Annotated in this window: 21 protein-coding genes; 13 read left to right on the top strand and 8 right to left on the bottom strand. The window is 74.2% G+C overall.

All coding sequences use genetic code 11. The annotated features are described in order from the left end of the window. Positions 1 to 189: 189 nt before the first annotated feature. Positions 190 to 1,215 carry an SGNH/GDSL hydrolase family protein gene (locus ACFV3E_RS35630; RefSeq protein ID WP_500372726.1) on the bottom strand — a complete coding sequence of 342 codons (1,026 nt, stop codon included), beginning with the start codon at positions 1,213 to 1,215 and terminating at the stop codon, positions 190 to 192. A 116-nt stretch (positions 1,216 to 1,331) separates the two neighbouring features. Then, a complete protein-coding gene (locus ACFV3E_RS35635) occupies positions 1,332 to 2,168 on the bottom strand; it encodes a helix-turn-helix transcriptional regulator (protein ID WP_500369038.1) in 837 nt (278 codons plus the stop codon). Between the two features lie 201 nt (positions 2,169 to 2,369). Between ACFV3E_RS35635 and ACFV3E_RS35640 the strand changes: the two genes are divergently transcribed. Then, complete coding sequence (locus tag ACFV3E_RS35640) at positions 2,370 to 3,755, top strand: cystathionine beta-synthase (RefSeq protein ID WP_500328702.1); 1,386 nt, start codon at positions 2,370 to 2,372, stop codon at positions 3,753 to 3,755. 365 nt (positions 3,756 to 4,120) lie between these two features. Beyond that, positions 4,121 to 4,942 carry an inositol monophosphatase family protein gene (locus tag ACFV3E_RS35645; RefSeq protein WP_500538968.1) on the top strand — a complete coding sequence of 274 codons (822 nt, stop codon included), beginning with the start codon at positions 4,121 to 4,123 and terminating at the stop codon, positions 4,940 to 4,942. Between the two features lie 184 nt (positions 4,943 to 5,126). Here the strand turns inward: ACFV3E_RS35645 and ACFV3E_RS35650 are convergent, their stop codons facing one another. Beyond that, positions 5,127 to 5,573 carry a hypothetical protein gene (locus ACFV3E_RS35650; protein WP_499512204.1) on the bottom strand — a complete coding sequence of 149 codons (447 nt, stop codon included), beginning with the start codon at positions 5,571 to 5,573 and terminating at the stop codon, positions 5,127 to 5,129. An 85-nt stretch (positions 5,574 to 5,658) separates the two neighbouring features. Here ACFV3E_RS35650 and ACFV3E_RS35655 point away from each other — a divergent pair, with 85 nt between their 5' ends. After that, positions 5,659 to 7,011: an acyl-CoA synthetase gene (locus tag ACFV3E_RS35655; RefSeq protein ID WP_500538970.1), complete on the top strand. Its 1,353-nt coding sequence runs from the start codon at positions 5,659 to 5,661 to the stop codon at positions 7,009 to 7,011. Positions 7,012 to 7,086: 75 nt separating this feature from the next. Continuing rightward, entirely contained in the window at positions 7,087 to 7,962 is an 876-nt protein-coding gene (locus ACFV3E_RS35660) for a MurR/RpiR family transcriptional regulator (protein ID WP_499512202.1), read from the top strand. A gap of 66 nt (positions 7,963 to 8,028) precedes the next feature. Here ACFV3E_RS35660 and ACFV3E_RS35665 read toward each other — a convergent pair whose 3' ends face one another. From ACFV3E_RS35665 to ACFV3E_RS35675, 3 genes are all read right to left on the bottom strand, one after another. Further along, on the bottom strand, positions 8,029 to 9,249 hold the full coding sequence (locus tag ACFV3E_RS35665; RefSeq protein WP_500538972.1) for a cytochrome P450: 1,221 nt from the start codon (positions 9,247 to 9,249) through the stop codon (positions 8,029 to 8,031). A gap of 73 nt (positions 9,250 to 9,322) precedes the next feature. Beyond that, a complete protein-coding gene (locus ACFV3E_RS35670) occupies positions 9,323 to 10,687 on the bottom strand; it encodes an NAD(P)/FAD-dependent oxidoreductase (protein ID WP_500369047.1) in 1,365 nt (454 codons plus the stop codon). Next, positions 10,677 to 10,886, bottom strand: a complete 210-nt coding sequence (locus ACFV3E_RS35675; RefSeq protein WP_500538974.1) for a ferredoxin — start codon at positions 10,884 to 10,886, stop codon at positions 10,677 to 10,679. Before ACFV3E_RS35675 ends, ACFV3E_RS35670 begins: the two co-directional genes overlap by 11 nt. 152 nt (positions 10,887 to 11,038) lie before the next feature. Here ACFV3E_RS35675 and ACFV3E_RS35680 point away from each other — a divergent pair, with 152 nt between their 5' ends. Continuing rightward, on the top strand, positions 11,039 to 11,617 hold the full coding sequence (locus ACFV3E_RS35680; RefSeq protein ID WP_500369049.1) for a hypothetical protein: 579 nt from the start codon (positions 11,039 to 11,041) through the stop codon (positions 11,615 to 11,617). 39 nt (positions 11,618 to 11,656) lie between these two features. Here ACFV3E_RS35680 and ACFV3E_RS35685 read toward each other — a convergent pair whose 3' ends face one another. Further along, on the bottom strand, positions 11,657 to 12,946 hold the full coding sequence (locus ACFV3E_RS35685; RefSeq protein ID WP_500538976.1) for a type III PLP-dependent enzyme domain-containing protein: 1,290 nt from the start codon (positions 12,944 to 12,946) through the stop codon (positions 11,657 to 11,659). A 197-nt stretch (positions 12,947 to 13,143) separates the two neighbouring features. Here ACFV3E_RS35685 and hutU point away from each other — a divergent pair, with 197 nt between their 5' ends. The 4 genes from hutU to hutI are packed head-to-tail and all read left to right on the top strand — an operon-like array spanning position 13,144 to position 18,567. Further along, positions 13,144 to 14,838 (top strand): urocanate hydratase, encoded by a 1,695-nt coding sequence (gene hutU / locus ACFV3E_RS35690; protein WP_500538978.1) that lies wholly within the window; start codon positions 13,144 to 13,146, stop codon positions 14,836 to 14,838. Then, a complete protein-coding gene (locus tag ACFV3E_RS35695; RefSeq protein ID WP_500538980.1) occupies positions 14,835 to 16,043 on the top strand; it encodes an allantoate amidohydrolase in 1,209 nt (402 codons plus the stop codon). The genes hutU and ACFV3E_RS35695 overlap by 4 nt, the downstream gene beginning before the upstream one ends. Beyond that, positions 16,040 to 17,398: a formimidoylglutamate deiminase gene (locus ACFV3E_RS35700; RefSeq protein WP_500539051.1), complete on the top strand. Its 1,359-nt coding sequence runs from the start codon at positions 16,040 to 16,042 to the stop codon at positions 17,396 to 17,398. The genes ACFV3E_RS35695 and ACFV3E_RS35700 overlap by 4 nt, the downstream gene beginning before the upstream one ends. Continuing rightward, the gene (gene hutI, locus ACFV3E_RS35705) at positions 17,395 to 18,567 is read left to right on the top strand and encodes an imidazolonepropionase (RefSeq protein WP_500538982.1); all 1,173 of its coding nucleotides are present in this window, start codon (positions 17,395 to 17,397) and stop codon (positions 18,565 to 18,567) included. The genes ACFV3E_RS35700 and hutI overlap by 4 nt, the downstream gene beginning before the upstream one ends. A 123-nt stretch (positions 18,568 to 18,690) precedes the next feature. Here hutI and ACFV3E_RS35710 read toward each other — a convergent pair whose 3' ends face one another. Next, positions 18,691 to 19,575 (bottom strand): RNA polymerase sigma factor SigF, encoded by an 885-nt coding sequence (locus ACFV3E_RS35710; protein ID WP_500369059.1) that lies wholly within the window; start codon positions 19,573 to 19,575, stop codon positions 18,691 to 18,693. Between the two features lie 196 nt (positions 19,576 to 19,771). On the opposite strand from ACFV3E_RS35710, the gene ACFV3E_RS35715 reads away from it, so the two are divergent. From ACFV3E_RS35715 to ACFV3E_RS35730, 4 genes are all read left to right on the top strand, one after another. After that, positions 19,772 to 20,140, top strand: coding sequence for an STAS domain-containing protein (locus ACFV3E_RS35715; RefSeq protein ID WP_500369061.1), 369 nt, complete (start codon positions 19,772 to 19,774; stop codon positions 20,138 to 20,140). Positions 20,141 to 20,282: 142 nt separating this feature from the next. Further along, the gene (locus ACFV3E_RS35720; protein ID WP_500369063.1) at positions 20,283 to 20,783 is read left to right on the top strand and encodes an ATP-binding protein; all 501 of its coding nucleotides are present in this window, start codon (positions 20,283 to 20,285) and stop codon (positions 20,781 to 20,783) included. Positions 20,784 to 20,925: 142 nt separating this feature from the next. Beyond that, a complete protein-coding gene (locus ACFV3E_RS35725) occupies positions 20,926 to 21,567 on the top strand; it encodes an LPXTG cell wall anchor domain-containing protein (protein ID WP_500539053.1) in 642 nt (213 codons plus the stop codon). A gap of 116 nt (positions 21,568 to 21,683) precedes the next feature. Continuing rightward, a complete protein-coding gene (locus ACFV3E_RS35730) occupies positions 21,684 to 23,009 on the top strand; it encodes a beta-xylosidase (RefSeq protein ID WP_500538984.1) in 1,326 nt (441 codons plus the stop codon). Positions 23,010 to 23,021: the final 12 nt, after the last annotated feature.

Here is a 23,021-nt window from a genome sequence, read left to right on the forward strand (position 1 = left end):
CCGGCGCAGCGGACCCGCGGACGGCGGCGGCGGGTTGCCGCACGGCGCGTACCCCCTTGCGCGTCCGTGATCCCGTGGCCCGGAGTTCGGGCGGGTGGGTGGGAGACGCCCGCGCCGCCGGCGCAGCGGACCCGCGGACGGCGGCGGCGGGCACCGCCGCCCGGAGGGTCCGCAGCCCGCCGGGAGGCGCTAGTTCTGGGCGGCCTCGGCCGCCGCCGTGGCGGCGGGTTCCGTCGCGTCGGGGAGGCGGCGACGGCGGCGGCGCTTGAGGAGGGCCCAGCGGCCGCGGGGGCCGGAGACCGTGCCGGCGGCCGCGGTGACCTCGGTGCCGGCCTCGCCGGCGGCTTCCGCGGCGGCCTGGGCCACCGGGAGGAAGCCCTCGCCGCGCCGGGCGTCGGGGCGCTCGTCCTCCTCGGGCCACAGCCCGACCGCGGAGCACAGCGTCGGCAGCATCGCCATGGCCGCGGTCGCGTAGCCCTCGGCCGACGGGTGGTAGTTGTCCGGGCCGAACATCTCGCGGGGCCGGGACTCGAACTCGGGCCCGAGCAGGTCGCCCAGCGACACGGTGCGGCCGCCGAGGCCGACCACCGCGATGGTCTGCGCGGCCGCGAGCTGGCGGCTCAGCCGCCGCGCGATCCAGCGCAGCGGCTGGTAGACCGGCTCGATCGTGCCCAGGTCGGGGCAGGTCCCGACGATCACCTCGCAGCCGGCCTCGCGCAGCCGCCGCACCGCGTCGGACAGCATCCGCACCGAGACGGCCAGCGGCATCCGCCGGGTCACGTCGTTCGCCCCGATCATGATCACGCACAGACCGGGCGCGGTACCGGGAGCGGGCCCCAGCAGAAGATCGACCTGGCGGGCCAGGTCGTCGGACTGTGCGCCGGGATTGGCCACGTTGACCAGCCGCACCGGCCGTTCCGCCACCGCCGCCACCCCGGACGCCAGCAGTGCGCCGGGGGTCTGGCTCGCCCGGTGCACCCCCTGCCCCGCCGCCGTGGAGTCGCCCACGAGGGCCAGCACGATCGGCCGCTCGTCGGTGCTCAGCGCGAAGGCGGCGCCGTAGACGCCGTCCGCGCGGGGCGGGACGGCGTCGGAGCCGCCCACGGTCCTGCGGGCGAGCGCGGCCTCGGTCAGCACCAGGCCGACCGCGGCGCCGCCCAGCAGCCCGATGCCGCCACCTCCGTACGCGGCGGCCGTCGCGATCCGCCGCGCCACCCTTGCCCTGGACAACGTCCACCTCCCGCGCCGGGTGTGCGGACCCTCGTGGCCCGACCCGTACAACGATTTGTTGCCCCGTCCGATGCCCGCCGCAACCGCTGGGCGGCCCGGACTCAGGTCAGCCGCTGCTGCGCGACGAACCAGGCGAGCTGGGTGCGGTTGGCGGTTCCGGTGGACTCCATCAGGGACCGGATCCTGCGCTGCAGCGTGCGCAGGGATATCCCCAGCTGGGAGGCGATCGCCTTGTCGGGCAGCCCGGACATCAGCAGCGAGAGCAGCTGCTCGTCGAGCTCGGGGGAGCCGGGGAACTCCGGGTCCTCCTCGGTCTCGCCGAGCGAGGGCATGCGCAGCGGCGTGCCGCGCAGCCAGCGGTCCTCGAAGAGCTCCAGCAGCGCGTCGACCAGCACCGAGGGGTGGAGCAGCAGCAGGCCGGCGGAGGAGACCACGGACCGGTCGCGGCCGCCGGACAGCGGCAGCAGCGCCCGCTCGGCGTCGACGATCATCAGCTTCATCGGCACGGTCGGCGCCGCCCGGGCCAGCTCGCCCGGTTCGACGAAGCCCGGCATGTCGGCCGCCCCGGGGTACACCAGGGCCGTCGTCTCGTACAGGGAGCGGTACTCGACCCCGGCGGTCAGCCGCTCCTTCTGCACGACGTTGCCGGCCGCGGCGACGTACGGCGGCCGCACGAAGGTCAGCACCTCCTTGCGGGCCTCGCGCTGCAGCTGCTCGATCATGTGCTGCTGCTCCGTCTCGCCGTGGATCACCTCGGCGATCCCGCCCGGCATCACCGGCTCGGCCGGCCGGGACGGGCGCACGGCGGCGAGCGCCGTGAGCCGTTCCCGCACGGAGGCGAGGCCGGACTCCACGGCGGCCAGGCCGCTGAGGGCGGCGGCGTAGTCGGTGTTGCCCGTGCCCGCTTCGGTGGTGTCCGGGTGTTTCTGGTCAGGCATTGCCCACCCCCCGGTTGTGTAAGCCCGGTGTCGTAACAGCGACGTGTCGTGATCGCGCCACGGTGTGACTCTACAACCGGACCTTCCGGGGCGTACGTAACACCAATGTGAAGCATGCGGCGCCCGGTGCCGGCGTGGGCGACCCCCCACCGGAAAACCGCTTACCCTGGCCTCACAATCACGGAGAACCCGGAGACAATGGTGCAGTTCCACGACTCGATGATCAGCCTCGTCGGCAACACCCCGCTGGTGAGGCTCAACAGCGTGACGGCAGGAATCCAGGCGACCGTCCTGGCCAAGGTCGAGTACTTCAACCCCGGCGGTTCGGTCAAGGACCGCATCGCGCTGCGGATGATCGAGGCCGCGGAGAAGAGCGGCGAGCTCAAGCCCGGCGGCACGATCGTGGAGCCCACCTCGGGCAACACGGGCGTCGGCCTGGCGATCGTGGCCCAGCAGAAGGGCTACCACTGCATCTTCGTCTGCCCCGACAAGGTCTCCGCGGACAAGATCAACGTCATGCGGGCCTACGGCGCCGAGGTCGTGGTCTGCCCCACCGCCGTGGACCCCGAGCACCCGGACTCGTACTACAACGTCTCCGACCGGCTGGTGCGCGAGACCCCGAACGCCTGGAAGCCCGACCAGTACAGCAACCCCAACAACCCGGCCTCGCACTACCACTCCACCGGCCCGGAGCTGTGGGAGCAGACCGAGGGGAAGATCACGCACTTCGTGGCGGGCGTCGGCACCGGCGGCACCATCTCCGGCACCGGCCGCTACCTGAAGGACGCCTCGGACGGCAGGGTGAAGGTCATCGGCGCCGACCCGGAGGGCTCCGTGTACAGCGGCGGCTCCGGCCGGCCGTACCTCGTCGAGGGCGTCGGTGAGGACTTCTGGCCCACCGCCTACGACCGCACCGTCGCGGACGAGATCGTCGCGGTCTCGGACAAGGACTCCTTCCAGATGACCCGCCGCCTCGCCAAGGAGGAGGGCCTGCTCGTCGGCGGCTCCTGCGGCATGGCGGTCGTCGCGGCGCTCCGCGTGGCCGAGCGGCTCGGCCCGGACGACGTCGTGGTCGTCCTGCTGCCGGACTCCGGCCGCGGCTACCTCTCGAAGATCTTCAACGACGAGTGGATGGCCGACTACGGCTTCCTGGAGGAGGGCACCGGCCAGGCCCGCGTCTCCGACGTGCTGGACCGCAAGGACGGCGGCATCCCGCAGCTGGTGCACATGCACCCCGAGGAGACGGTCGGCCAGGCCATCGAGGTGCTGCGCGAGTACGGCGTCTCGCAGATGCCGATCGTGAAGCCGGGCGCCGGGCACCCCGACGTCATGGCCGCCGAGGTCATCGGGTCGGTCGTGGAGCGGGAGCTGCTCGACGCGCTGTTCACCAAGCGCGCCACCCTGGACGACCCGCTGGAGCGGCACATGAGCGCGCCGCTGCCGCAGGTGGGCTCCGGCGAGCCGGTCGGCGACCTGATGGCCGTGCTGGGCTCGGCCGACGCGGCGATCGTGCTGGTCGAGGGCAAGCCGACGGGCGTGGTCAGCCGCCAGGACCTGCTCGCCTTCCTCGCCGAGGAGGCCAAGTAGCGGCACCCGGGACGACTCCGGGAATCCCCGGGAGGTCCGCCACGGGTTCGCGGAAGTGGTACACCCACGTCACGTGGCCGCAGCACGCGCTTAACACGGGTCCGGCACATTGGTGGATGTCGGCGGACGGCACACCGGTCGCCCGGTCGACACCACGGATGTGGCGCCAAGGACCTCCGGAGCGGCTCCCGGACCTCCATGGTGACCCCAGGACGTGTGGCCCGGCCCTGATCCGGCCCACGTCCCTCGCGGGGACCGCCGTCGTCCCGCCCCCCGGGTGACCGGGGGTGCGGCGGTTCCCGCGCAATCTGTGGAAGAGCGGTCCGCGTCCCCGCGCGGGCCGCTCTTCTGGTTGAGTGGCCGCCGTGATCAGCGCACAGACGTTCGCAGCCGTCGAGGAGTCCATACGCACCGTGGCCGACGAGGAGGCGCTCGCCCGCTTCGGCCGCCTCGCCGAGGGCGACGTCGACGAGAAGAAGGGCCCGCTGGACCTCGTCACGGTCGCCGACCGCCGGGTCGAGGAACGCCTCACCCGTACGCTCACCCGCCTGCTGCCGGGCTCCGCCGTCATCGGCGAGGAGGCCGTGCACGCCGACCCCGCGCTGCTCGGGGCACTGCTGGGCGAGGCTCCCGTCTGGATCGTCGACCCGGTCGACGGCACCTCCAACTTCGTCCGCGGCGACTCCGCGTTCGTCACCCAGGTCGCCCTCGCCGCGCGCGGTGAGCTGCTCGCCTCCTGGACGTACCGGCCCGTCGACGGGGTCCTCGCCACCGCCCGGCGCGGCGAGGGCGCGCACGTGGGCGGCCGTCCGCTGCGGCTGGGCACCGGCGGCGCCCAGGACGCGGACGAGGTGCTGCTGGTGGCCGGCGCCCGGCCCGCGCACCTCACCGCAGACCAGCACCGGAGGCTGTACGAGCTGGGGGCCGCGCACGGCGTCAAGCCCTGGGCGAGCGGCTCCGCCGGCTGCGACTACCTCGACGTCGCGCTCGGGCGGCTCGACGCGGCCACCTACGCCTACGACAACCCCTGGGACCACTCCGCCGGCGTCCTGCTGGTCGCCGAGGCGGGCGGAACGGTGCTGGGCGCGGACGGGCTGCCGTTCCGCATGGCCGCCGGGCCGCTTCCCTTCGCCGCGGCACGCGACGAGACCGCGGCCCGCCGCGTCGTGGCACTGCTCACCGCGTAGCGCGGGAAGGCGGCGGCGCGTCGGACCCCCGGGGCCCGCCGTCGAAGGGCCTTCCCCGGCGCGGCGCCGGCTGCGACCGCGGAGTCGGGCACCCGCGGGTCGGGCCATGCGTCCTCGACTCGTGCGGCGCCCCGCCGCGGACGCGTTCCGGCTTGGGAGGGGGCCGCCCGCCGCCTCAGGGCCGTCAGTCCTCCCAGGCGTCCGGGTCCTTGCCGCGGCGCGGCGCGCTGCCCCGCTCGTTGAACAGCCATCCCAGCGAATGGGCGGCGTTGACGGCGACGATGCCGACCCAGGCGACGAGGAGCCCGGGCAGGTCGCCCTTGTCGGCCGCGATGGCGGACAGCGGGATCGCCATGATCAAGGAGAACGCCCCGAAGCCGTAGCGGGCGCCGAAACGGCCGCCCCCATGGCCGCGCGCCTCCGGGCCGACCCGGCGCCCGGCACGGGCGAACGCCGTCTGGTGCTCGGCCAGTTCGCGGCGTACCCGCCGCTCGACCTGGGAGTCGATGCGCCGGTCCATCTTCTCCAGGAAGGAGTCGATGAGGGCCGACTCGTACTCCTCCCCCAAGTCCTTGCGCGCCTGGATGGTGGCGGCGAATTCCTTCTTGAGCTCTGGGTCAAGGGCGTCCATGACGCCACCGTACGGACGGGTCGGCCCGGTGGCACTGGGGGAAACCCCCGAACCTTCCCGGGGGTCGCCCCAGTAGGGTCGTGGGGTGACCGGACACGCGCCGCGCCTGCTGACCGCCCTCCACCACGCCCCGTCCGACCGCCCCGACGCGGTCACCGTCGACGGACGCGCCTGCTCGCGCGAGGAACTGCTCGGTGCCGCGGGCGCCTTCGCGGCGCGCGTCGCGGGTGCCCCGGCGGTCGCCGTGCACGCGGCGCCGTCCCTGGAGACGGTCGTGGCGGTCGTCGGCGGCCTCCTCGCGGGCGTCCCGGTCGTCCCGGTGCCGCCCGACGCGGGACCGGCCGAGCGCGACCACATCCTGCGCGACTCCGGGGCCGTGCAGGCGCCCCCGGTCGTGCTCACCGAGCGCCGGTCCTGGGACGCCCCCGAGCCGGACCCGGACACGACGGCACTCGTCCTGTACACCTCCGGCACCACCGGGGCGCCCAAGGGCGTCCTCGTCCCGCGCCGCGCGGTCGCCGCCGGACTCGACGCCCTCGCCGGGGCCTGGGAGTGGACGCCGGAGGACACCCTCGTCCACGGGCTGCCCCTGTTCCACGTGCACGGTCTGGTGCTCGGCGTGCTCGGCGCGCTGCGCACCGGGAGCCGTCTGGTCCACACCGGCCGCCCCACCCCGCAGGCGTACGCGGCGGCGGGCGGCAGCCTCTACTTCGGCGTGCCGACCGTCTGGGGCCGGGTCGCGGGGGACCCGGAGTCCGCCCGGGCGCTGCGTGGCGCCCGCTTGCTGGTCTCCGGCAGCGCGCCGCTGCCGGCGCCGGTCTTCCGCGAGCTGGAGGCGCTGACCGGGCAGCGGCCGGTCGAGCGCTACGGCATGACGGAGACCCTGATCACGGTCAGCACCCGGGCGGCCGGTGAGCGGCGCCCCGGCTCCGTCGGGCTGCCGCTGCCGGGGATCCGCACCCGGATCGCGGCCGAGCCGGGCGCGGAGATCGGCGAGCTCCAGCTCACCGGGCCCACCCTCTTCGACGGCTACCTGGGACGGCCGGAGGCGACCGCGGCCTCGTACACCGAGGACGGCTGGTTCCGCACCGGGGACATCGCGGCGATCGAGCCGGACGGCATGCACCGTATCGTCGGCCGGGCCTCCACCGACCTGATCAAGTCCGGTGGCTACCGGATCGGCGCGGGCGAGGTGGAGAACGCCCTGCTGGACCACCCCGCGGTGCGCGAGGCGGCCGTGGTGGGCGCCCCGCACACCGACCTCGGCCAGGAGATCGTGGCCTACGTGGTGGCGGACGGGGTGGGCGAGCGCGAGCTGATCGACTTCGTGGCCGGTCACCTGTCGGTGCACAAGCGCCCGCGCAAGGTCCGCTTCCTGACCGAACTGCCGCGCAACGCGATGGGCAAGCCGCAGAAGAAGCTGCTGCCGCCCGTGTGAGCCGGGGCGCCTTGCCCTCCTGCATAGAATCATGCAGAGTCATCGGCACATGAATGGCCGACCGGAGAGGGCGTCATGGCCACCGAGAACGCCACCGGAGCCGACGGGACCGACACCGCGTCCGCGCGCCTGATGAAGCTGTTCGAGGCGCACCGGCTCACGCCCACCCAGCGCCGCATCGCGCACTGCCTCGTGCGGCGGGCCGCCGACGCGCCCTTCCTGTCCAGCGTCGAGGTCGCCGAACTGGCCGGGGTCAGCCAGCCCTCCGTGACCCGCTTCGCCGTCGCGCTCGGCTTCGACGGCTACCCCGCGCTCCGCCGCCACCTGCGCGACGTCGCCCCCGCCGCGGCGCCGCAGGGGCAGCCGGCCGGCGACCGGTACAACGAGTACCAGGAGGCCGTGCAGGCCGAGATCGAGAACCTGCGGCACCTCGCCGCGCTGCTCGCCGACCCCGCCCCGGTCGCCCGCGCGGGCGCCCTGCTCGCCGCGTCCCGGCCGCTGCCCGTGCTGGGGCTGCGGGCCGCGGCCGCCCAGGCCCGCGGCTTCGGCTACTTCGCGGCCAAGGTGCACCCCGACGTCCGTCTCCTCGACGAGGGCGGCAGCATGCTCGCCGACCGCGTCGACGCGGCCGTGCGGGCCGGGGCGAGCGCCCTGCTGTGCTTCGCGCTGCCCCGGCATCCCCGTGAGGTGGTCGAGGCCCTGGAGTACGCCCGCTCGGCCGGGCTGACCGTCGTCACCGTCGCCGACAGCGCCTTCGCGCCGGTCGCCGCCCACTCCGACGTCCTGCTCCCGGCGGCCGTCGGCACGGGGCTCGCCTTCGACACCGCGTGCGCGCCGATGCTGCTCGGGCGGGTGCTGCTGGAGGCCATGTGCGACGGGCTGCCGGACGCGCAGGCGCGGCTGGAGGAGTTCGACGCCAAGGCCGCGGCGCAGGGCCTGTTCGTGGAGTGAGCCGCCCCCGCGGCCCCCGCCGCGACCGGGCCCGGCCCCGGGGCAGGCGGCGGGTCGGACGCCGGGTCAGGCGCGCACCCCGTCGTGCTCCACGACCAGATGGCGGGGACCGCGCAGCACCGGGCTTCGCCGGTACGGCGGCGGGTCCTCGGCCAGCCGGAGGCCGTCCAGGTCGCGCAGCAGCGCGGTGAGGGCGATCTGCGCCTCCAGCCGGGCGAGCGGCGCCCCGAAGCAGCTGTGGACGCCGCTGCCGAAGCCCAGGTGCTGGTTGTCCGTGCGCTGCGGGTCGAAGCGGTCCGGGTCCCGGAAGCGCCGCGGATCGCGGCTGCCGGAGGCGAGCACCAGGACCAGGGGCGCCCCCTTGGGCACGGTGACCCCCGCGACCTCGACGTCCACCAGCGGGGTGCGCTGGGGCAGCATCTGCACGGGCGGCTCGAACCGCAGCAGTTCCTCCACCGCCTGCGGCATCAGGGCCGGTTCGCGGCGCAGCAGGTCCAGCTGGTCGGGCCGGCGCAGCAAGGTGAGCATGCCGTTGGTGATCAGGTTGACGGTGGTCTCGTGACCGGCGACGAGCAGCAGCACCGAGGTCACCATCAGCTCGATCTGGCTCAGCCCGCCGGCCGGGTCCTGGTCGTTGACGAACGCCGACAGCAGGTCGTCGGAGGGCTTGCCGCGCCGCTGTTCGGCCAGCCCGCCCAGGTAGACCCCCATCGCCCTGCGGGCCTCGGTGGCGGCCTGCGTGCGCTGCGTGGGGTCCTCGTCGGGGTTGAGGTCGAGTCCGCCGACGATCGCGTCCGACCAGCCGCGGAACATCGGCTCGTCCTCCCGGGGCACGCCCAGCAGCCGGCAGATCACGGTGACCGGGAGCGGGTAGGCGAAGTCGTCGACGACGTCGATGCGCTGCTTGTCCCGGAGCCCGGCGACGAGGCCGTCGGCGATCCGGACGATCTCACCGTGCATGGCGTCGACCCGGCCGGGGGTGTGCGGCGGGCCGAAGGGCCGCATGGCGGTGCGGCGGAGCCGGTCGTGCTCGGGATCGTCCACGCCGATGAAGGACGGCGCCAGTTCCCCGGCCAGCCGGGCCTCCTGCGGGTCGCTGCGGTGGCGCCGGTCGGAGCTGATGCGCGGGTCGTGGAGCAGGGCCGTGATCTCGTGGTACGTGCCGACGAGGTAGCTGCCGTCGTCCTGCGGCGCCACCTTGCTCTCGCGGAGTTCGGCGTAGAGCGGGTAGGGATCGGGCCGGCTGGCGTAGTCGGTGATCCTTCGGAACAGCGTGTCCGCAGCCATGCGCGGGGGCTCCTCGTCGTCGTGGGCCGCGGCGTCCTGCCACGGCCCGTCCGCGGCGCGGTCGGCGGCGGCCTCAGCCGCCGTGCCGCACCAGGGTCAGGCGCCGGTCCGGCAGATGACCGGTGAGGGCGACCGTCGGGCCGTGCGAGAGCACCGCGGGGTCGGGCACGTCGGACGGCAGGGGGATCATCGGGGCGGTCCGGTCGGCGGCCCCGGGCTCGGGCGGGAACGGCGCGGCCGTCTCGATCAGGTTCTGGTAGTAGTCCAGCCACTTGGCCCGGTTCACCGACACCGCCGCCGTGATGCGGCCCTTGTAGCCGTAGACGACGACCAGCCGGGCCTCGCGCAGCGAGCCCTGGGCGACGACGACCTGGTCGGAGTAGGTCGGCACACCCACCGACTTGATGTTGTGGCCGAACTGGCTGGACCAGAAGGTCGGCACGGCCAGGTGCGGCCGCCGGAACGGCCCCGCGCTGACCATGTTGTGCGCCGCCACCTCGGCCTGCGCGACCGCGTTGCCCCAGTGCTCCAGGGCGAGCAGCTGGTAGCCGAACAAGGGGTGCGGGAAGCGGGCCACGTCACCGGCGACGAACACGTCGTCGGTGACGATGCCGTACATGTTGAAGGCACGGCAGCCGGCGTCGCAGGTCACGCCGCGCGGGCCGGCGGCCAGGCCGGACTCGGCCAGCCACTCGGTGTTGCGGACCGCGCCGAGGGCGACCACCGCCACGTCCGCCTCGACGGTGCTCCCGTCGGAGAGCCGGGCGCCGGTCAGCCGGCCGTCACCCTCCAGGGAGGTGACCTGTACCCCGCAGCGGAGGTCCACCCCGTGCCTGCGGTGCATCTCGGCGGCGACCGCGGCGAGCGTCCCGCCGAGCGCGCCCACCAGGGGCGCGGGGCCGCGCTCCACCACGGTCACGGGGATGTCCCGCTCCCGGCAGGCGGAGGCGATCTCCGAGCCCGTGAAACCGGCGCCGATCACCAGCACCCGCCGGGGCCCGGCGTCCAGCCGTTCGGCGAGCCCGGCCGCGTCGTCGCTGGTCCGCAGCGCGAACACACCGTCAAGGGCGGCCTCGGCCGGGTTCGGCCAGGGCCGGGCGCGGGTGCCGGTGGCGATCAGCAACCGGTCGAAGGGCAGCTCCTCGCCGTTCGCGAGGAAGACGCGCCGGCCGATCCCGTCGACCCCCGTGGCGGCGACGCCCAGCTTCCACTGCGCGTCCACCGGGCGGCGTGCCGGGAGCCCGGTCGCCGTCGCGGGCACCCGCCCGAGCAGCACCTGCTTGGACAGCGGCGGCCGGTCGTACGGCGGGTGCGGCTCGTCGCCCACCAGCGTCAGAGACCCCGCGAAACCCTCGTCGCGCAGCGTCTCGGCGGCTCGCAGACCGGCCAGGGAGGCGCCGACGATGACGATGCGCCCGTCGCGCAGCTCACCGGACATCGGCACCCGCCGCCCCGCCCACGAGGATGGCCTGCACCGGGCACGCCACCGCGGCCCGGTGGACGCGCTCTCGCTGGTCCTCCGGGACGGCCGGGACGTACAGCAGGGCCTCCTCGCCGTGCAGCTCGAAGACCTCGGGAGCGAGGAACGCGCACTGCGCGTAGGCCTGGCAGCGATTGAGGTCGACCACGATGTTCATACGCACCACTCCAGCCCCGAAGGCCCCTGTCCTCAGTGGTAGCACCGCCTCCGTGGCCCCGCACGCGGTGCCGTTCTCACGGAATTTTGATGTTCCGTGAGTAACCTCCCTCCCCAGCACTGACGGAACGAGCCGTGGAGGAGGAGACAGCGGTGGTGCGCGGAGCGTATGCGCTGGCGCGGGTGGCGGTCCTGGTACGGGTGCCGGCGCGGTGGCTGTGGTGGCTGGGGGTCGTGGCGGCGGGTGTCGGGGTCTTCGTGCCCGGACTGACCGGACGCCGCATCGGGGTGCTGGGTGGCGCCGCACTCTTCGTGGTCGCCGCGGTGGTGGCCTTCCTGGTGCGCCGGCGGCGGTACACGGCCCTCGCGGAGGCGGCCGAGCGCGCGCCCCGGGGCGTCTTCCTCCAGGACCGCCGGGTCACCGCGCGGGCCTGGACCCGGGCCCGGCGGTGGTGGCTGCTCGCGGCGTTCGTGGTGGCCCTCGCGTCCGGCGTGGCCGCGCCCGCCGCGGCGGGGATGCTGCTCGCGGGCGCCGGGGCGGGGCTGTGGGCCAAGGCGGTGCGCCTGGGGCGCTGGGAGCGGGCGCACGAGACGCTGCTGTGGGTCCGGCCCGAGTACGTGGGACGCGGCCCCGCCGCAGCGTCCGTCCCCGGCTACGAGGCCACCGGACCCGTGGCCGGCGACGCGGGCCCCGGTGGCTCGGCCCGCCGCCGCGCCGCGGCGGCCCGCTGACCCGTCCGGGTGAACGAGCCACGGCCGCGCGGCCGTGGCTCAGCCGCCGCTCTCCCGCACGAGGTCCTCGAGGGTCTGGGCACGGCGCAGGGTGCGGAAGTCCGGACCGGGCCCGGAGTAGCCGTGGACGGCGGGGCGGGGCAGCGAGTTGTACGCGAAGTGCGTCGAGAAGTAGTAGGCGCCCGTGTCGGGCAGCGCCACGAGGTCGCCCTCCGCGAGCAGCGGCAGCTCGCGCGCCGTGGCGACGAGGTCGCCCGCGAAGCAGCACGGCCCGGCGACGTCCTGGACGACCGGGGCGCCGTCCTTGGGGCGTCCCTCCGGGTCGAGCGCCAGGACCCGCAGCGGCCAGGCGCCGGGCGCGAAGACGGTGCGCGTGGCGACCTGGGCGCCGGCGTGCGTCACGGCGATCGCGCGGCCCCCGGCCGTCTTGGCGTACTCCACGCGCGCCAGGATCGTGCCCTGCTTGGCCACCAGTGACCGCCCGAACTCGGTGACCAGCGCGTACCGCCCGTCGAAGAGCCCGGGCACGGCCGCGCGGAGCGCGTCGGCGTAGGCGCGGAAGCCCGGCCGGACCTCGTCGGAGGCGAAGTTGACCGGCAGGCCGCCGCCGATGTCCAGCGTGGTGACCTGCCGGCGCCCGGCCGCCGCGTTGATCCGTTCGGCGAGCTCGTACGCCGCGCGGACGCCGGCCGCCATCAGCTCCAGGGGCACGCCCTGCGAGCCGGTGTGGGTGTGCAGCCGGGTGAGCCAGGGACGGTCGAGGTAGGCGCGGACCACCCACTGCGCCGCGCCCTCGTCGCGCAGGGCGACGCCGAACTTCGACGTGGCGGTGGCCGTGCTCATCGCGCCGATGCTGCCCGCGCCGACCTGGGGATTGACCCGCAGGCCCAGCGGGGCGGCGGTGGTGCCGGGCGGCACGAGCCGGTCCAGGCGCGCCAGCTCCTGCGGGTTGTCGGCGTTGAGGGCGATGCCGAGGGCCAGCGCCTCCCGCAGCTCGTCCGGGGTCTTGGCGGGGGAGTCCAGCACGATCCTTCCGGCGGGTACGCCCGCGGCCCTGGCCAGGGCGAGTTCACCGGGGCTGGCGACCTCCGCGCCGATGCCCTCCTCGGAGAGCAGCCGCAGCACCGGCACCAGGGACGCGGCCTTGACCGCGAAGGTGTGTGTGACCTCCACCCCCGGCGTCGCGAAGGCCGCCCGCAGATCGGCGGCGGCTGCCCGGACCCCGTCCAGGTCCAGCAGCCCCACCACCGGCCTGTCGGTGCCGATCAGTCCCTGCCCGACCGCCGCGCGAAGTGCCCGTTCCCGTCGTACCGCGGGTTCCTCCGTCATACCGCCATCGTGTCAGGCCGAGGCCTTCGGGGCGGGCCCGTGACGGACGGGCCCCCGGCGGGTACGACCTGCCCGTGGGGAACGTGACCCGGACGCGTCTCCGCGGGGCGCGCCGGAGACACGTCGCCCCGGTTGACTAGTGCTATTCAGGAGGCAAGGATGTGAATGACTCAATCCAGTCGCGAGGAGGCAGGGGCATGACCGGAACCGGCGCCGGACCGAGGACCGTACGCGCACCGCGCGGCAGCGCGCTCACCGCACAGGGCTGGCAGCAGGAAGCCGCACTGCGCATGCTGCAGAACAACCTCGACCCCGAGGTCGCCGAGCACCCCGAGAAGCTCGTGGTCTACGGAGGCACCGGCAAGGCCGCCCGTGACTGGCGGTCCTTCGACGCGATGGTGCGCACCCTCCAGGGCCTCAAGCAGGACGAGACGATGCTCGTCCAGTCCGGCCGCCCGGTCGGCGTGATGCAGACCCACGAGTGGGCGCCGCGGGTGCTCATCGCCAACTCCAACCTCGTCGGCGACTGGGCCACCTGGGAGGAGTTCCGCCGCCTGGAGGCGCTGGGCCTGACCATGTACGGCCAGATGACGGCCGGTTCGTGGATCTACATCGGCACCCAGGGCATCCTGCAGGGCACCTACGAGACCTTCGCCGCCGTCGCGGAGAAGAAGTTCGGCGGCAGCCTGGCCGGCACCATCACCCTCACCGCCGGTCTCGGCGGCATGGGCGGCGCCCAGCCGCTCGCCGTCACCATGAACGGCGGCGTCGCCATCTGCATCGACTGCGACCCGCGCGCCATCGAGCGCCGCATCGAGCACCGCTACCTGGACGTGCGCGCCGACTCCCTGGAGCACGCGCTCGCCCTCGCCACCGAGGCCCGCGACCAGCGCAAGCCGCTCAGCATCGGCGTCCTGGGCAACGCGGCCGAGCTGGTGCCGCAACTGCTCGCCATGGACGCGCCCATCGACGTCGTCACCGACCAGACCTCCGCCCACGACCCGCTGGCGTACCTGCCGATCGGCGTCGACTTCGAGGACATGGCCTCGTACGCGGCCGAGAAGCCCGCCGAGTTCACCCAGCGCGCCCGCGAGGCGATGGCGCAGCACGTCGAGGCCATGGTCGGCTTCATGGACGCGGGCGCCGAGGTCTTCGACTACGGCAACTCCATCCGCGGCGAGGCCCAGCTCGCGGGCTACGACCGGGCGTTCGCCTTCCCCGGCTTCGTCCCGGCCTACATCCGCCCGCTGTTCTGCGAGGGCAAGGGCCCCTTCCGCTGGGCGGCGCTGTCCGGCGACCCGGCCGACATCGCCAAGACCGACAAGGCGATCCTGGAGCTCTTCCCGGAGAACGAGTCGCTGGCCCGCTGGATCAAGATGGCCGGTGAGCGGGTCCACTTCCAGGGCCTGCCCGCGCGCATCTGCTGGCTCGGCTACGGCGAGCGCGACAAGGCCGGCGAGCGCTTCAACGAGATGGTCGCCGACGGCACCCTGGCCGCGCCCGTCGTCATCGGCCGCGACCACCTCGACGCGGGCTCCGTCGCCTCCCCGTACCGCGAGACCGAGGCCATGCTCGACGGCTCCGACGCGATCGCCGACTGGCCGCTGCTCAACGCCATGGTCAACGTCGCCTCCGGCGCCTCCTGGGTCTCCATCCACCACGGCGGCGGCGTCGGCATCGGCCGCTCCATCCACGCCGGCCAGGTCACCGTCGCCGACGGCACCAAGCTGGCGGGCGAGAAGATCCGCCGCGTGCTCACCAACGACCCGGGCATGGGCGTCATCCGGCACGTCGACGCCGGGTACGACCGCGCCGACGAGGTCGCCGCCGAGCGCGGTGTGCGCGTGCCCATGCGCGAGGGCGGCGAGGGCGTCGAAGGCGGGGAGGCGTGACCTCCTCGTTCCACGAGATGTGGACGGAGCTGCGGCCCATCGGCCGCGACTCCGGCTCCGGCGGCTACCGCCGCCACGCCTGGACCGGCGCGGACGCCGACTGCCGCGCCTGGTTCAAGGCGCAGGCCGAGAGCCGGGGCCTGGCGTACGAGCTGGACCGCAACGGCAACCAGTGGGCCTGGCTGGGTGATCCCGCCGCCGGGGACGCCGTGGTGACCGGTTCGCACCTGGACTCGGTGCCCGACGGCGGTGCCTTCGACGGGCCGCTGGGCGTCGTGTCGTCCTTCGCGGCGCTGGACGAGCTGCGGGCCCGCGGCGCCGCGCCCGCCAAGCCGCTGGCGATCGTCAACTTCGGCGACGAGGAGGGCGCCCGCTTCGGGCTGGCCTGCGTCGGCTCCCGGCTGACCGCGGGACAGCTCACCGCCGAGAAGGCCCACGCGCTGCGCGACGGCGACGGAGTCACCCTGGCGCAGGCCATGGAGCGGGCCGGGCACGACCCCGAGGCGATCGGCCCGGACCCCGCACGCCTCGCCCGTATCGGCGCGTTCGTCGAGCTCCATGTCGAGCAGGGCCGCTTCCTGGCCGACACCCCGCACGCGGTCGGCGTCGCCTCCGCCATCTGGCCGCACGGCCGCTGGCGGTTCGACTTCCACGGCGAGGCCAACCACGCGGGCACCACCCGCCTGGAGGACCGCCGCGACCCGATGCTGACGTACGCCAACACGGTGCTCGCCGCCCGCAAGAAGGCCCGGCTGGCCGGCGCGCTGGCCACCTTCGGCAAGGTCGGCGTCGAACCCAACGGCGTCAACGCCATCGCCTCCCTCGTGCGGGGCTGGCTGGACTCGCGCGCCGCCGACGAGGCCACCCTGGCCGAGGTCGTCGGCGAGATCGAGCGCGCCGCGGTCGAGCGGGGCGAGCGCGACGGCGTCCGGGTCGAGGTCACCCGGGAGTCCTTCACCCCGGTCGTGGAGTTCGCGCACGGCCTGCGCGACGAGCTCGTCAAGCTGCTGGGGGACGTCCCCGTGCTGCCGACCGGGGCGGGACACGACGCCGGCATCCTCTCCGAGGCCGTCCCGACCGCCATGCTGTTCGTACGGAACCCCACCGGGGTCTCGCACTCCCCGGCCGAGACGGCCACCGAGGACGACTGCCTGGCCGGGGTGACCGCACTCGCCGACGTACTGGAGGGCCTGGCGTGTCGCTGACGCCGCAGAGCTACTGGGCCGAGTACGCGTGGACCGGCGGCCGTGTCGAACGGGGCGTGGTCGTCGACACCGCCGCCGACGGCCGGATCGCCGACCTGCGCACCGGGGCCGCCGCGCCGCCCGTCGGCGCCGTGACGCTGCGCGGGCTCACCCTGCCGGGGCTGGCCAACGCCCACAGCCATGCCTTCCACCGGGCCCTGCGCGGCACGGTGCAGCAGGGCAGCGGCACCTTCTGGACCTGGCGCGAGGTCATGTACCGGGTCGCGGCCGCGCTCACCCCCGACAGCTACTTCGACCTCGCCCGCGCCGTGTACGCGGAGATGGCCCTGGCGGGCATCACCTGCGTCGGCGAGTTCCACTACGTGCACCACCGGCCCGGCGGCGCCCCCTACGACGAGCCCAACGCCATGGGCGAGGCGCTGATCGCCGCCGCGGACGAGGCCGGCATCCGCATCACCCTCCTCGACACCGTCTACCTCTCCTCCGGCTTCGGCGCCGCCCCCGAACCGCACCAGCTGCGCTTCGGCGACGGCGACGCCGAGGGCTGGGCCGAGCGCGCGTCCGCCCTCGCCGACCGGCCCCACGCGCGGATCGGCGCGGCCGTGCACTCGGTGCGCGCGGTCCCGGCCGACCAACTGGCCACCGTCGTGCGCTGGGCCGAGGACCGCCAGGCGCCGCTCCACGTCCACTTGTCCGAACAGCCCGCCGAGAACGAGGCCTGCCTCGCGGCGCACGGCGTCACCCCCACCCGGCTCCTCGCCGACCACGGTGTGCTCGGGCCGCGCACCTCGGCCGTGCACGCCACCCACCTCACCGACGAGGACATCGCGCTGCTCGGCGGCTCCGGCACCACGATCTGCATGTGCCCCACCACCGAACGGGACCTCGCCGACGGGATCGGCCCGGCCAGGCGGCTGCAGGAGGCGGGCAGCCCGCTCAGCCTCGGCAGCGACAGCCACGCCGTGATCGACCTGTTCGAGGAGGCGCGGGCCATGGAGCTGGACGAGCGGCTGCGCACCCGCACCCGCGGCCACTGGACCGCCGCCGAGCTGCTGCGCGCCGCCACCGCGGACGGCCACGCCGGCCTGGGCTGGGCCGACGCCGGGCGACTGGAGGCGGGGGCGCTCGCCGACTTCACCACGATCGCGCTGGACAGCGCGCGCACCGCGGGCCCCCCGGCCCGGCTCGGCGCCGAGACCGCCGTCTTCGCGGCCACCGGCGCCGACGTCCGCCACACGGTGGTCGGCGGCCGCCACGTCGTGCGCGACGGCGCGCACCAGCTCGTCCACGACGTGGGCGCGGCCCTGGCCGCCGCGATCTCCGCCGTCCCCGCCGCCGAAGGAAGCCCGTCATGAGCAGCAGCGTCATCACCAACATCGGCAGCCTGGTCACCAACGACCCGGCGCTCGGCGAGGGCCCGCTGGGGCTGCTGGAGGACGCGGCGCTCGTCATCGACGGCGAGCACGTGGCCTGGGTCGGCCCCTCCGCGGCGGCGCCCGCCGCGGACGAGTCGTACGACGCGGCCGGCCGGGCCGTCATCCCCGGCTTCGTCGACTCCCACTCGCACCTGGTCTTCGCCGGCGACCGCACCCGCGAGTTCAACGCCCGCATGTCGGGCCAGGCGTACACCGCGGGCGGCATCCGCACCACCGTCGCCGCCACCCGGGCCGCGAGCGACGAGGAGCTGCACGCCAACGTCGCCCGCTACGTCGCCGAGGCGCTGCGCCAGGGCACCACGACCATCGAGACCAAGTCCGGCTACGGCCTCACCCCGCAGGACGAGGCCCGCGCCCTGCGCATCGCCGGCGACCACGCCGACGAGGTCACCTTCCTCGGCGCGCACATCGTCGCCCCCGAGTACGCCGACGACCCGGCCGGCTACGTCGACCTGGTCACCGGCCCCATGCTCGACGCCTGCGCCCCGTACGCCCGTTGGGTCGACGTCTTCTGCGAGCGCGGTGCCTTCGACGGCGACCAGGCCCGCGCCGTCCTCACCGCCGGTGCCGCCCGCGGTCTGGTCCCGCGGGTGCACGCCAACCAGCTCGGCCACGGTCCGGGCGTGCAGCTCGCCGTGGAGCTGGACGCGGCCTCCGCCGACCACTGCACGCACCTCACCGACGCCGACGTCGACGCGCTCGCCAGCAGCCGCACGGTCGCGACGCTGCTGCCCGGCGCCGAGTTCTCCACCCGCGCCGTCTACCCCGACGCGCGGCGGCTGATCGACGCGGGCGCCACCGTCGCGCTGTCCACGGACTGCAACCCCGGCTCCTCCTTCACCAGTTCCATGCCCTTCTGCGTGGCCGTCGCCGTACGGGACATGCGGATGACCCCGGACGAGGCGGTGCGGGCCGCGACCCTGGGCGGGGCGCTGGCGCTGCGCCGGGACGACGTCGGGCGGCTCGCGCCCGGCGCGCGGGCCGACGCGCTGGTGCTGGACGCCCCGTCGCACGTCCACCTCGCCTACCGGCCCGGTGTGCCGCTGGTGTCCGCCGTGTGGCGGCGCGGGGTGCGCGCGGCGACGTGATCCGCGCCGCATGCGGTGCGTGCGGCCGCGCTGGTGACAGACGTCCGGGCCGACAACAGGCCGGGCCCGGTGAGAGGGAACTCTCACCGGGCCCACCGCGCCGTGCCGGGGAGGGGGAGCGGGTCACTCCTCCACGAGCAGCCCCCGTCGCAGCCGCCCGAGGGTGCGGCTGAGCAGCCGCGAGACGTGCATCTGGGAGATGCCCAGCTCCTCACCGATCTCGGACTGTGTCATGTTGCCCACGAAGCGCAACGAGAGGATCTGCCGGTCGCGCGCCGGGAGCTCGGCGATCAGCGGCTTGAGGGACTCCACGTACTCGATCCCCTCCAGACCGTGGTCCTCGTAGCCGATGCGGTCGGCGAGCGCCCCCTCGGAGTCGTCCTCCTCGGGCTGGGCGTCCAGCGAGCTCGCGGTGTACGCGTTGCTGGCGCTCATGCCCTCGACGACCTCGGACTCGGTGATCTGCAGCCGGTCGGCCAGCTCGGCGACGGTCGGCGCGCGGTCCAGCTGCTGCGCGAGCTCGTCACCGGCCTTGGCCAGGTCCAGCCGCAGCTCCTGGAGCCGGCGCGGGACCCGCACGGACCAGGAGGTGTCGCGGAAGAAGCGCTTGATCTCGCCGATGATCGTCGGCATGGCGAAGGTGGGGAACTCGACCCCGCGGCTCAGCTCGAAGCGGTCGATGGCCTTGATCAGCCCGATCGTGCCCACCTGGATGATGTCCTCGACGGGTTCGCTGCGGGAGCGGAACCGGGAGGCGGCGAACTTCACCAGGGCGAGGTTGAGCTCGACCAGGGTGTTGCGTACGTAGCTGTACTCGGGGGTGCCCTCCTCCAGCGTCTCGAGCCGCTGGAAGAGCGTCTTGGACAGGGCCCGAGCGTCGACCGGACCCACCTCGTCGAAGGGCGGGATCTCCGGGAGGTCCTCCAGGCCCTCCGGTGTTCCGTGTTCCTCGTGGACGCTGGCCTCGGTGGTCGCCGACGCGTCGCGCGCGTCGAGCCGGGATGCCATGCTCTCCTCCTCGGTGCGGCGGCAGGGCAAGCGGAGCGTGAAATTCAGCCCACACTCAACGCCTACCCCGTTCGACGCGGATATTGCAACCCGGCGGTCGTCGATCTCCGGGCCGCCGCCGGAGCGACTACCGCCCTGATCAGGAAGCGCGTAGGGTGCGAGATGCGGATCGCCGAGTCGTCCGGGAGGAGTGTGCATGGACCGCGAGATGGTCGACACGGCCGGACGGGACCGGCTGCACGTTTCCGTGCAGCGGTACGGCACGAAGGCGGTCGTGGCACCTGCCGGTGAGCTGGACCACCACACCGCCGACCTGCTGCGCGAGCCGCTCGACAAACTGATCGAGGACGGCTTCGGCACCCTCGTGGTGGACTGCACGCATCTGGAGTTCTGCGACTCCACCGGACTCAACGTCCTGCTCGGCACCCGGCTGAAGGCCGAGGCCGCGGGCGGGGCGGTCCATCTGGCCGGGATGAAGCCGGCCGTGGCCAAGGTCTTCGCGATCACCGGGGCCGAGGCCGTGTTCACCGTCCACGACACCCTGGACGACGCGCTCAAGGAGTGACCCTCCGCAGCGGCTCCCCACGGGGGGCGTTGTGGCACGCCCTGTTTCGTCCGCATCCGGAGGTGTTCACCGGAGCGGCCCGGGCAGGAGAGACCTCGGGATCACTTCGGACACTGGCGGACATCGGTGAGTGGAGGCGCTGATGAGCACCACGCGGCCCCCTACGGCCGACGACCGCGACCCGGATCCGGGCGATGCGGCTCTGCCGCCGCGCGGCCAGGGCGCCCAGGACGCTGAGACACGGCGGCTTTCCCTTGCCGACGTGGCCGGCGTGGTGCCCAGCGCCCGCGACTTCACCCGCCAGGCCCTCTACGACTGGGGCTGGCTGCCGGCCGAGACCGCGGACCGCCGCGCGGCGGCCGAGGACGTCCTGCTGGTGGTGTCCGAGCTGGTCACCAACGCCTGCCTGCACGCGGGCGGTCCCGAGGAACTGCGGCTGTTCCGGCACTCCAAGGCGCTGCGCCTGGAGGTCGCCGACGGCGGCTCCGGCAGTCCCGCCCCGCGGACCCCGCACCGGGCCGGACGGCCGGGCGGGCACGGGATGTTCATAGTGCAGCGGCTCTGCCTGGACTGGGGGGTCGTACGCCACGCCGACGGCCGGCCGGGCAAGACGGTCTGGGCCGAGGTCGCCGCCCCGGCCTGAGCCGGATCTCTTCCCCTCTCTCCCTGACGGGCGTACTGTCGCGCCACATCTGATGGTCCGTCAGTAACTTCTGGGGGAAGGGAGACATCCGGTGTCGCTCCCCAAGCGCAAAGCGGCCGCGGTGTCGACCGTCGGCGCCGTCATGGCGGCGGCGGCCGTCCTCGGCAGCGCCCCGGCCGCGTACGCGAAGGTCGTGGACGTCACGTACGACTGCAAGACCCCGATCGGCGACAAGAGCGCCGTCTCGCCCATCGACATCACCGCCGCCAAGTCGGGGTCGGGCTACAGGATCGTGATGTCGTTCCGGAAGGGCGTCTCCTCCAGTCCTGTCGACCTGGGGAAGGGCGCCATGAATCCGAGTGCCCTCATCACCCTCGGCGGGGCCGACAGCGGGTCGCTCAAGGTAGCGGGTCCCGCGAACGCCGCGACCGTGCCCGCCAACACCCCGATCAAGATCAACGACTTGTCGGGCACCTACGTCCCGCGCGGGAGCGGCAAGGTCACCTTCACCGCGGGGGTGCTCACCATCAAGGCCCTCGGTACGACGACGACCTGCACCCCGGGGAACGGCCCGGGGCCCTCGCTGACCCTCGACGTCACCGCGGCGGCCGGGTCCAAGGGCGGCTCCGCCTCCGGCGGTTCGGGCGGATCCGGCGGCGAGTCCCTGCCGCAGACCGGGCCCGAGGACGGCGCCGTCGCCCTGGGCACCCTCGGTGGCACCGTCCTGCTCCTGGGCGCCGCCGGCGTGCTCTGGCTGACCCGCCGTCCAGGACACCGTATCTGACGGTCCGTCAAATTCGGTCAGGCTTTCGCATTGACTTCTCTTGATCGCCGGACGTCAATGACCGTCGGCGGTACAGAAAGGGACTCTGTACCAGAAAAGTGATCAAGAGGTGCAAAATGATCGCGTTTCCTCGCAATGGCGCCTTATGGAGACGGAGGTCCGCCGCCGTGCTCGGGGCGTTCGCCCTCGCACTGGGCGGCGGGACCCTCCTTGCCGGGCCCGTCGCCGCGGCGACCTCCACCTTCCAGGTGCACTGCATTCCGCCGGGCATCTCCGGCATCCCGCCGTTCGACGGGCCGACCGTCGCCGACATCTCGGTGAGCGACACGACCCCGCAGGTCGGCGACACGGTCACCGTCACCTACGTGCTGGACGGCCCCATGGCCAACACCAGCAGCTTCAACCTCCCCATCCCCGAGGACCAGATCACCCCGACCGTCAAGGTGCGGCTCGGCGGTGCGCAGACGCAGGAGCTCACCCTCGTCGGCCCCAAGGAGAACCCGGTCATCCCGGCCGGTGCCGACTTCCCGAACTTCACCATCACCGGCACCTTCACGGTCACCGCGCCCGGTCAGATCACCCTCACCCCGGGCGACTACAACGTCCACTCCGACTACGGCATCTCGGCCGACACCCCCTGCACCGTGCTCAACCCGCCCGCCCCCGTCGCCGAGACCGTCACCGTGGCCGCACCCAACGGCCGCCACATCGCGCTGGGTTCCTCCTCCGGACCGATCGGGGCGGAGGTCACGGTCACGGGCACCGGCTTCACCGCGGGCGCCGCCGTGACCGTCGCGGGCGTCCAGGGTGCCACCGCCACCGGTGAGTTCACCTCCGCCACGGCCGACGGCTCCGGCGCCTTCAGCGCGACGCTGGCCGTCGGCGACCTCGACACCACCGGCATCGTCGCGTTCGAGGGCGGCGGGTACGACCCGGCGACCGCCGCCGGGCCGGTGGCCTACACCGTCATCGACACCACCCCGCCGCCGCCCGGCAGTCAGAAGCTCACCACCTCGGTGAAGGCGGGCACCTTGTCGATGACCCAGGCCGGGGACACCGTCGAGATGACCCCCGTCGACTTCGGCGAGGGCGGCCCCTCCACGGGCGCACTGCGGACCGTGACCGTCAAGGACTTCCGCGGCGGGAGCACGGGCTGGTCGCTCACCGGCAAGGTCACCGACTTCAAGGGGCCCGGCGGCGCGCTCATCGGCGCCGACCGGCTCAGCTGGCAGCCCGCGTGCGTCGCGGCGTCCGGCAGTCCCAGCACCTGTGCGGCGGGCTCCGCCGGCACCGTGGGCAGCGCGGGCGCGACGCTGGCCCAGGCGTCCGACGGGACCCTGACCGGCGGCGAGTTCACCGTGGACGCGGGGCTGTCGCTGGACGTGCCCGCGTTCTCCGCCACGGGAAGCTACTCCGGAGTCTTGACCCTCACGCTCACCTGACGCACAGTCAGA

The organism is Streptomyces sp. NPDC059718 (assembly GCF_042733315.1).
In the GTDB taxonomy this organism is placed as follows: Bacteria; Actinomycetota; Actinomycetes; order Streptomycetales; family Streptomycetaceae; genus Actinacidiphila.

Excerpts from the sequence above, each read along its gene's own strand:
- ACFV3E_RS35730 (WP_500538984.1), top strand. The coding sequence starts at position 21,684 with ATGATCGCGTTTCCTCGCAATGGCGCCTTATGGAGACGGAGGTCCGCC.
- ACFV3E_RS35675 (WP_500538974.1), bottom strand. The coding sequence starts at position 10,886 with ATGAACATCGTGGTCGACCTCAATCGCTGCCAGGCCTACGCGCAGTGC.
- hutU (WP_500538978.1), top strand. The coding sequence starts at position 13,144 with ATGACCGGAACCGGCGCCGGACCGAGGACCGTACGCGCACCGCGCGGC.
- ACFV3E_RS35650 (WP_499512204.1), bottom strand. The coding sequence starts at position 5,573 with ATGGACGCCCTTGACCCAGAGCTCAAGAAGGAATTCGCCGCCACCATC.
- ACFV3E_RS35665 (WP_500538972.1), bottom strand. The coding sequence starts at position 9,249 with ATGGCTGCGGACACGCTGTTCCGAAGGATCACCGACTACGCCAGCCGG.
- ACFV3E_RS35660 (WP_499512202.1), top strand. The coding sequence starts at position 7,087 with ATGGCCACCGAGAACGCCACCGGAGCCGACGGGACCGACACCGCGTCC.
- ACFV3E_RS35715 (WP_500369061.1), top strand. The coding sequence starts at position 19,772 with ATGGACCGCGAGATGGTCGACACGGCCGGACGGGACCGGCTGCACGTT.
- hutI (WP_500538982.1), top strand. The coding sequence starts at position 17,395 with ATGAGCAGCAGCGTCATCACCAACATCGGCAGCCTGGTCACCAACGAC.
- ACFV3E_RS35710 (WP_500369059.1), bottom strand. The coding sequence starts at position 19,575 with ATGGCATCCCGGCTCGACGCGCGCGACGCGTCGGCGACCACCGAGGCC.
- ACFV3E_RS35635 (WP_500369038.1), bottom strand. The coding sequence starts at position 2,168 with ATGCCTGACCAGAAACACCCGGACACCACCGAAGCGGGCACGGGCAAC.
- ACFV3E_RS35685 (WP_500538976.1), bottom strand. The coding sequence starts at position 12,946 with ATGACGGAGGAACCCGCGGTACGACGGGAACGGGCACTTCGCGCGGCG.
- ACFV3E_RS35725 (WP_500539053.1), top strand. The coding sequence starts at position 20,926 with ATGGCGGCGGCGGCCGTCCTCGGCAGCGCCCCGGCCGCGTACGCGAAG.
- ACFV3E_RS35720 (WP_500369063.1), top strand. The coding sequence starts at position 20,283 with ATGAGCACCACGCGGCCCCCTACGGCCGACGACCGCGACCCGGATCCG.
- ACFV3E_RS35670 (WP_500369047.1), bottom strand. The coding sequence starts at position 10,687 with ATGTCCGGTGAGCTGCGCGACGGGCGCATCGTCATCGTCGGCGCCTCC.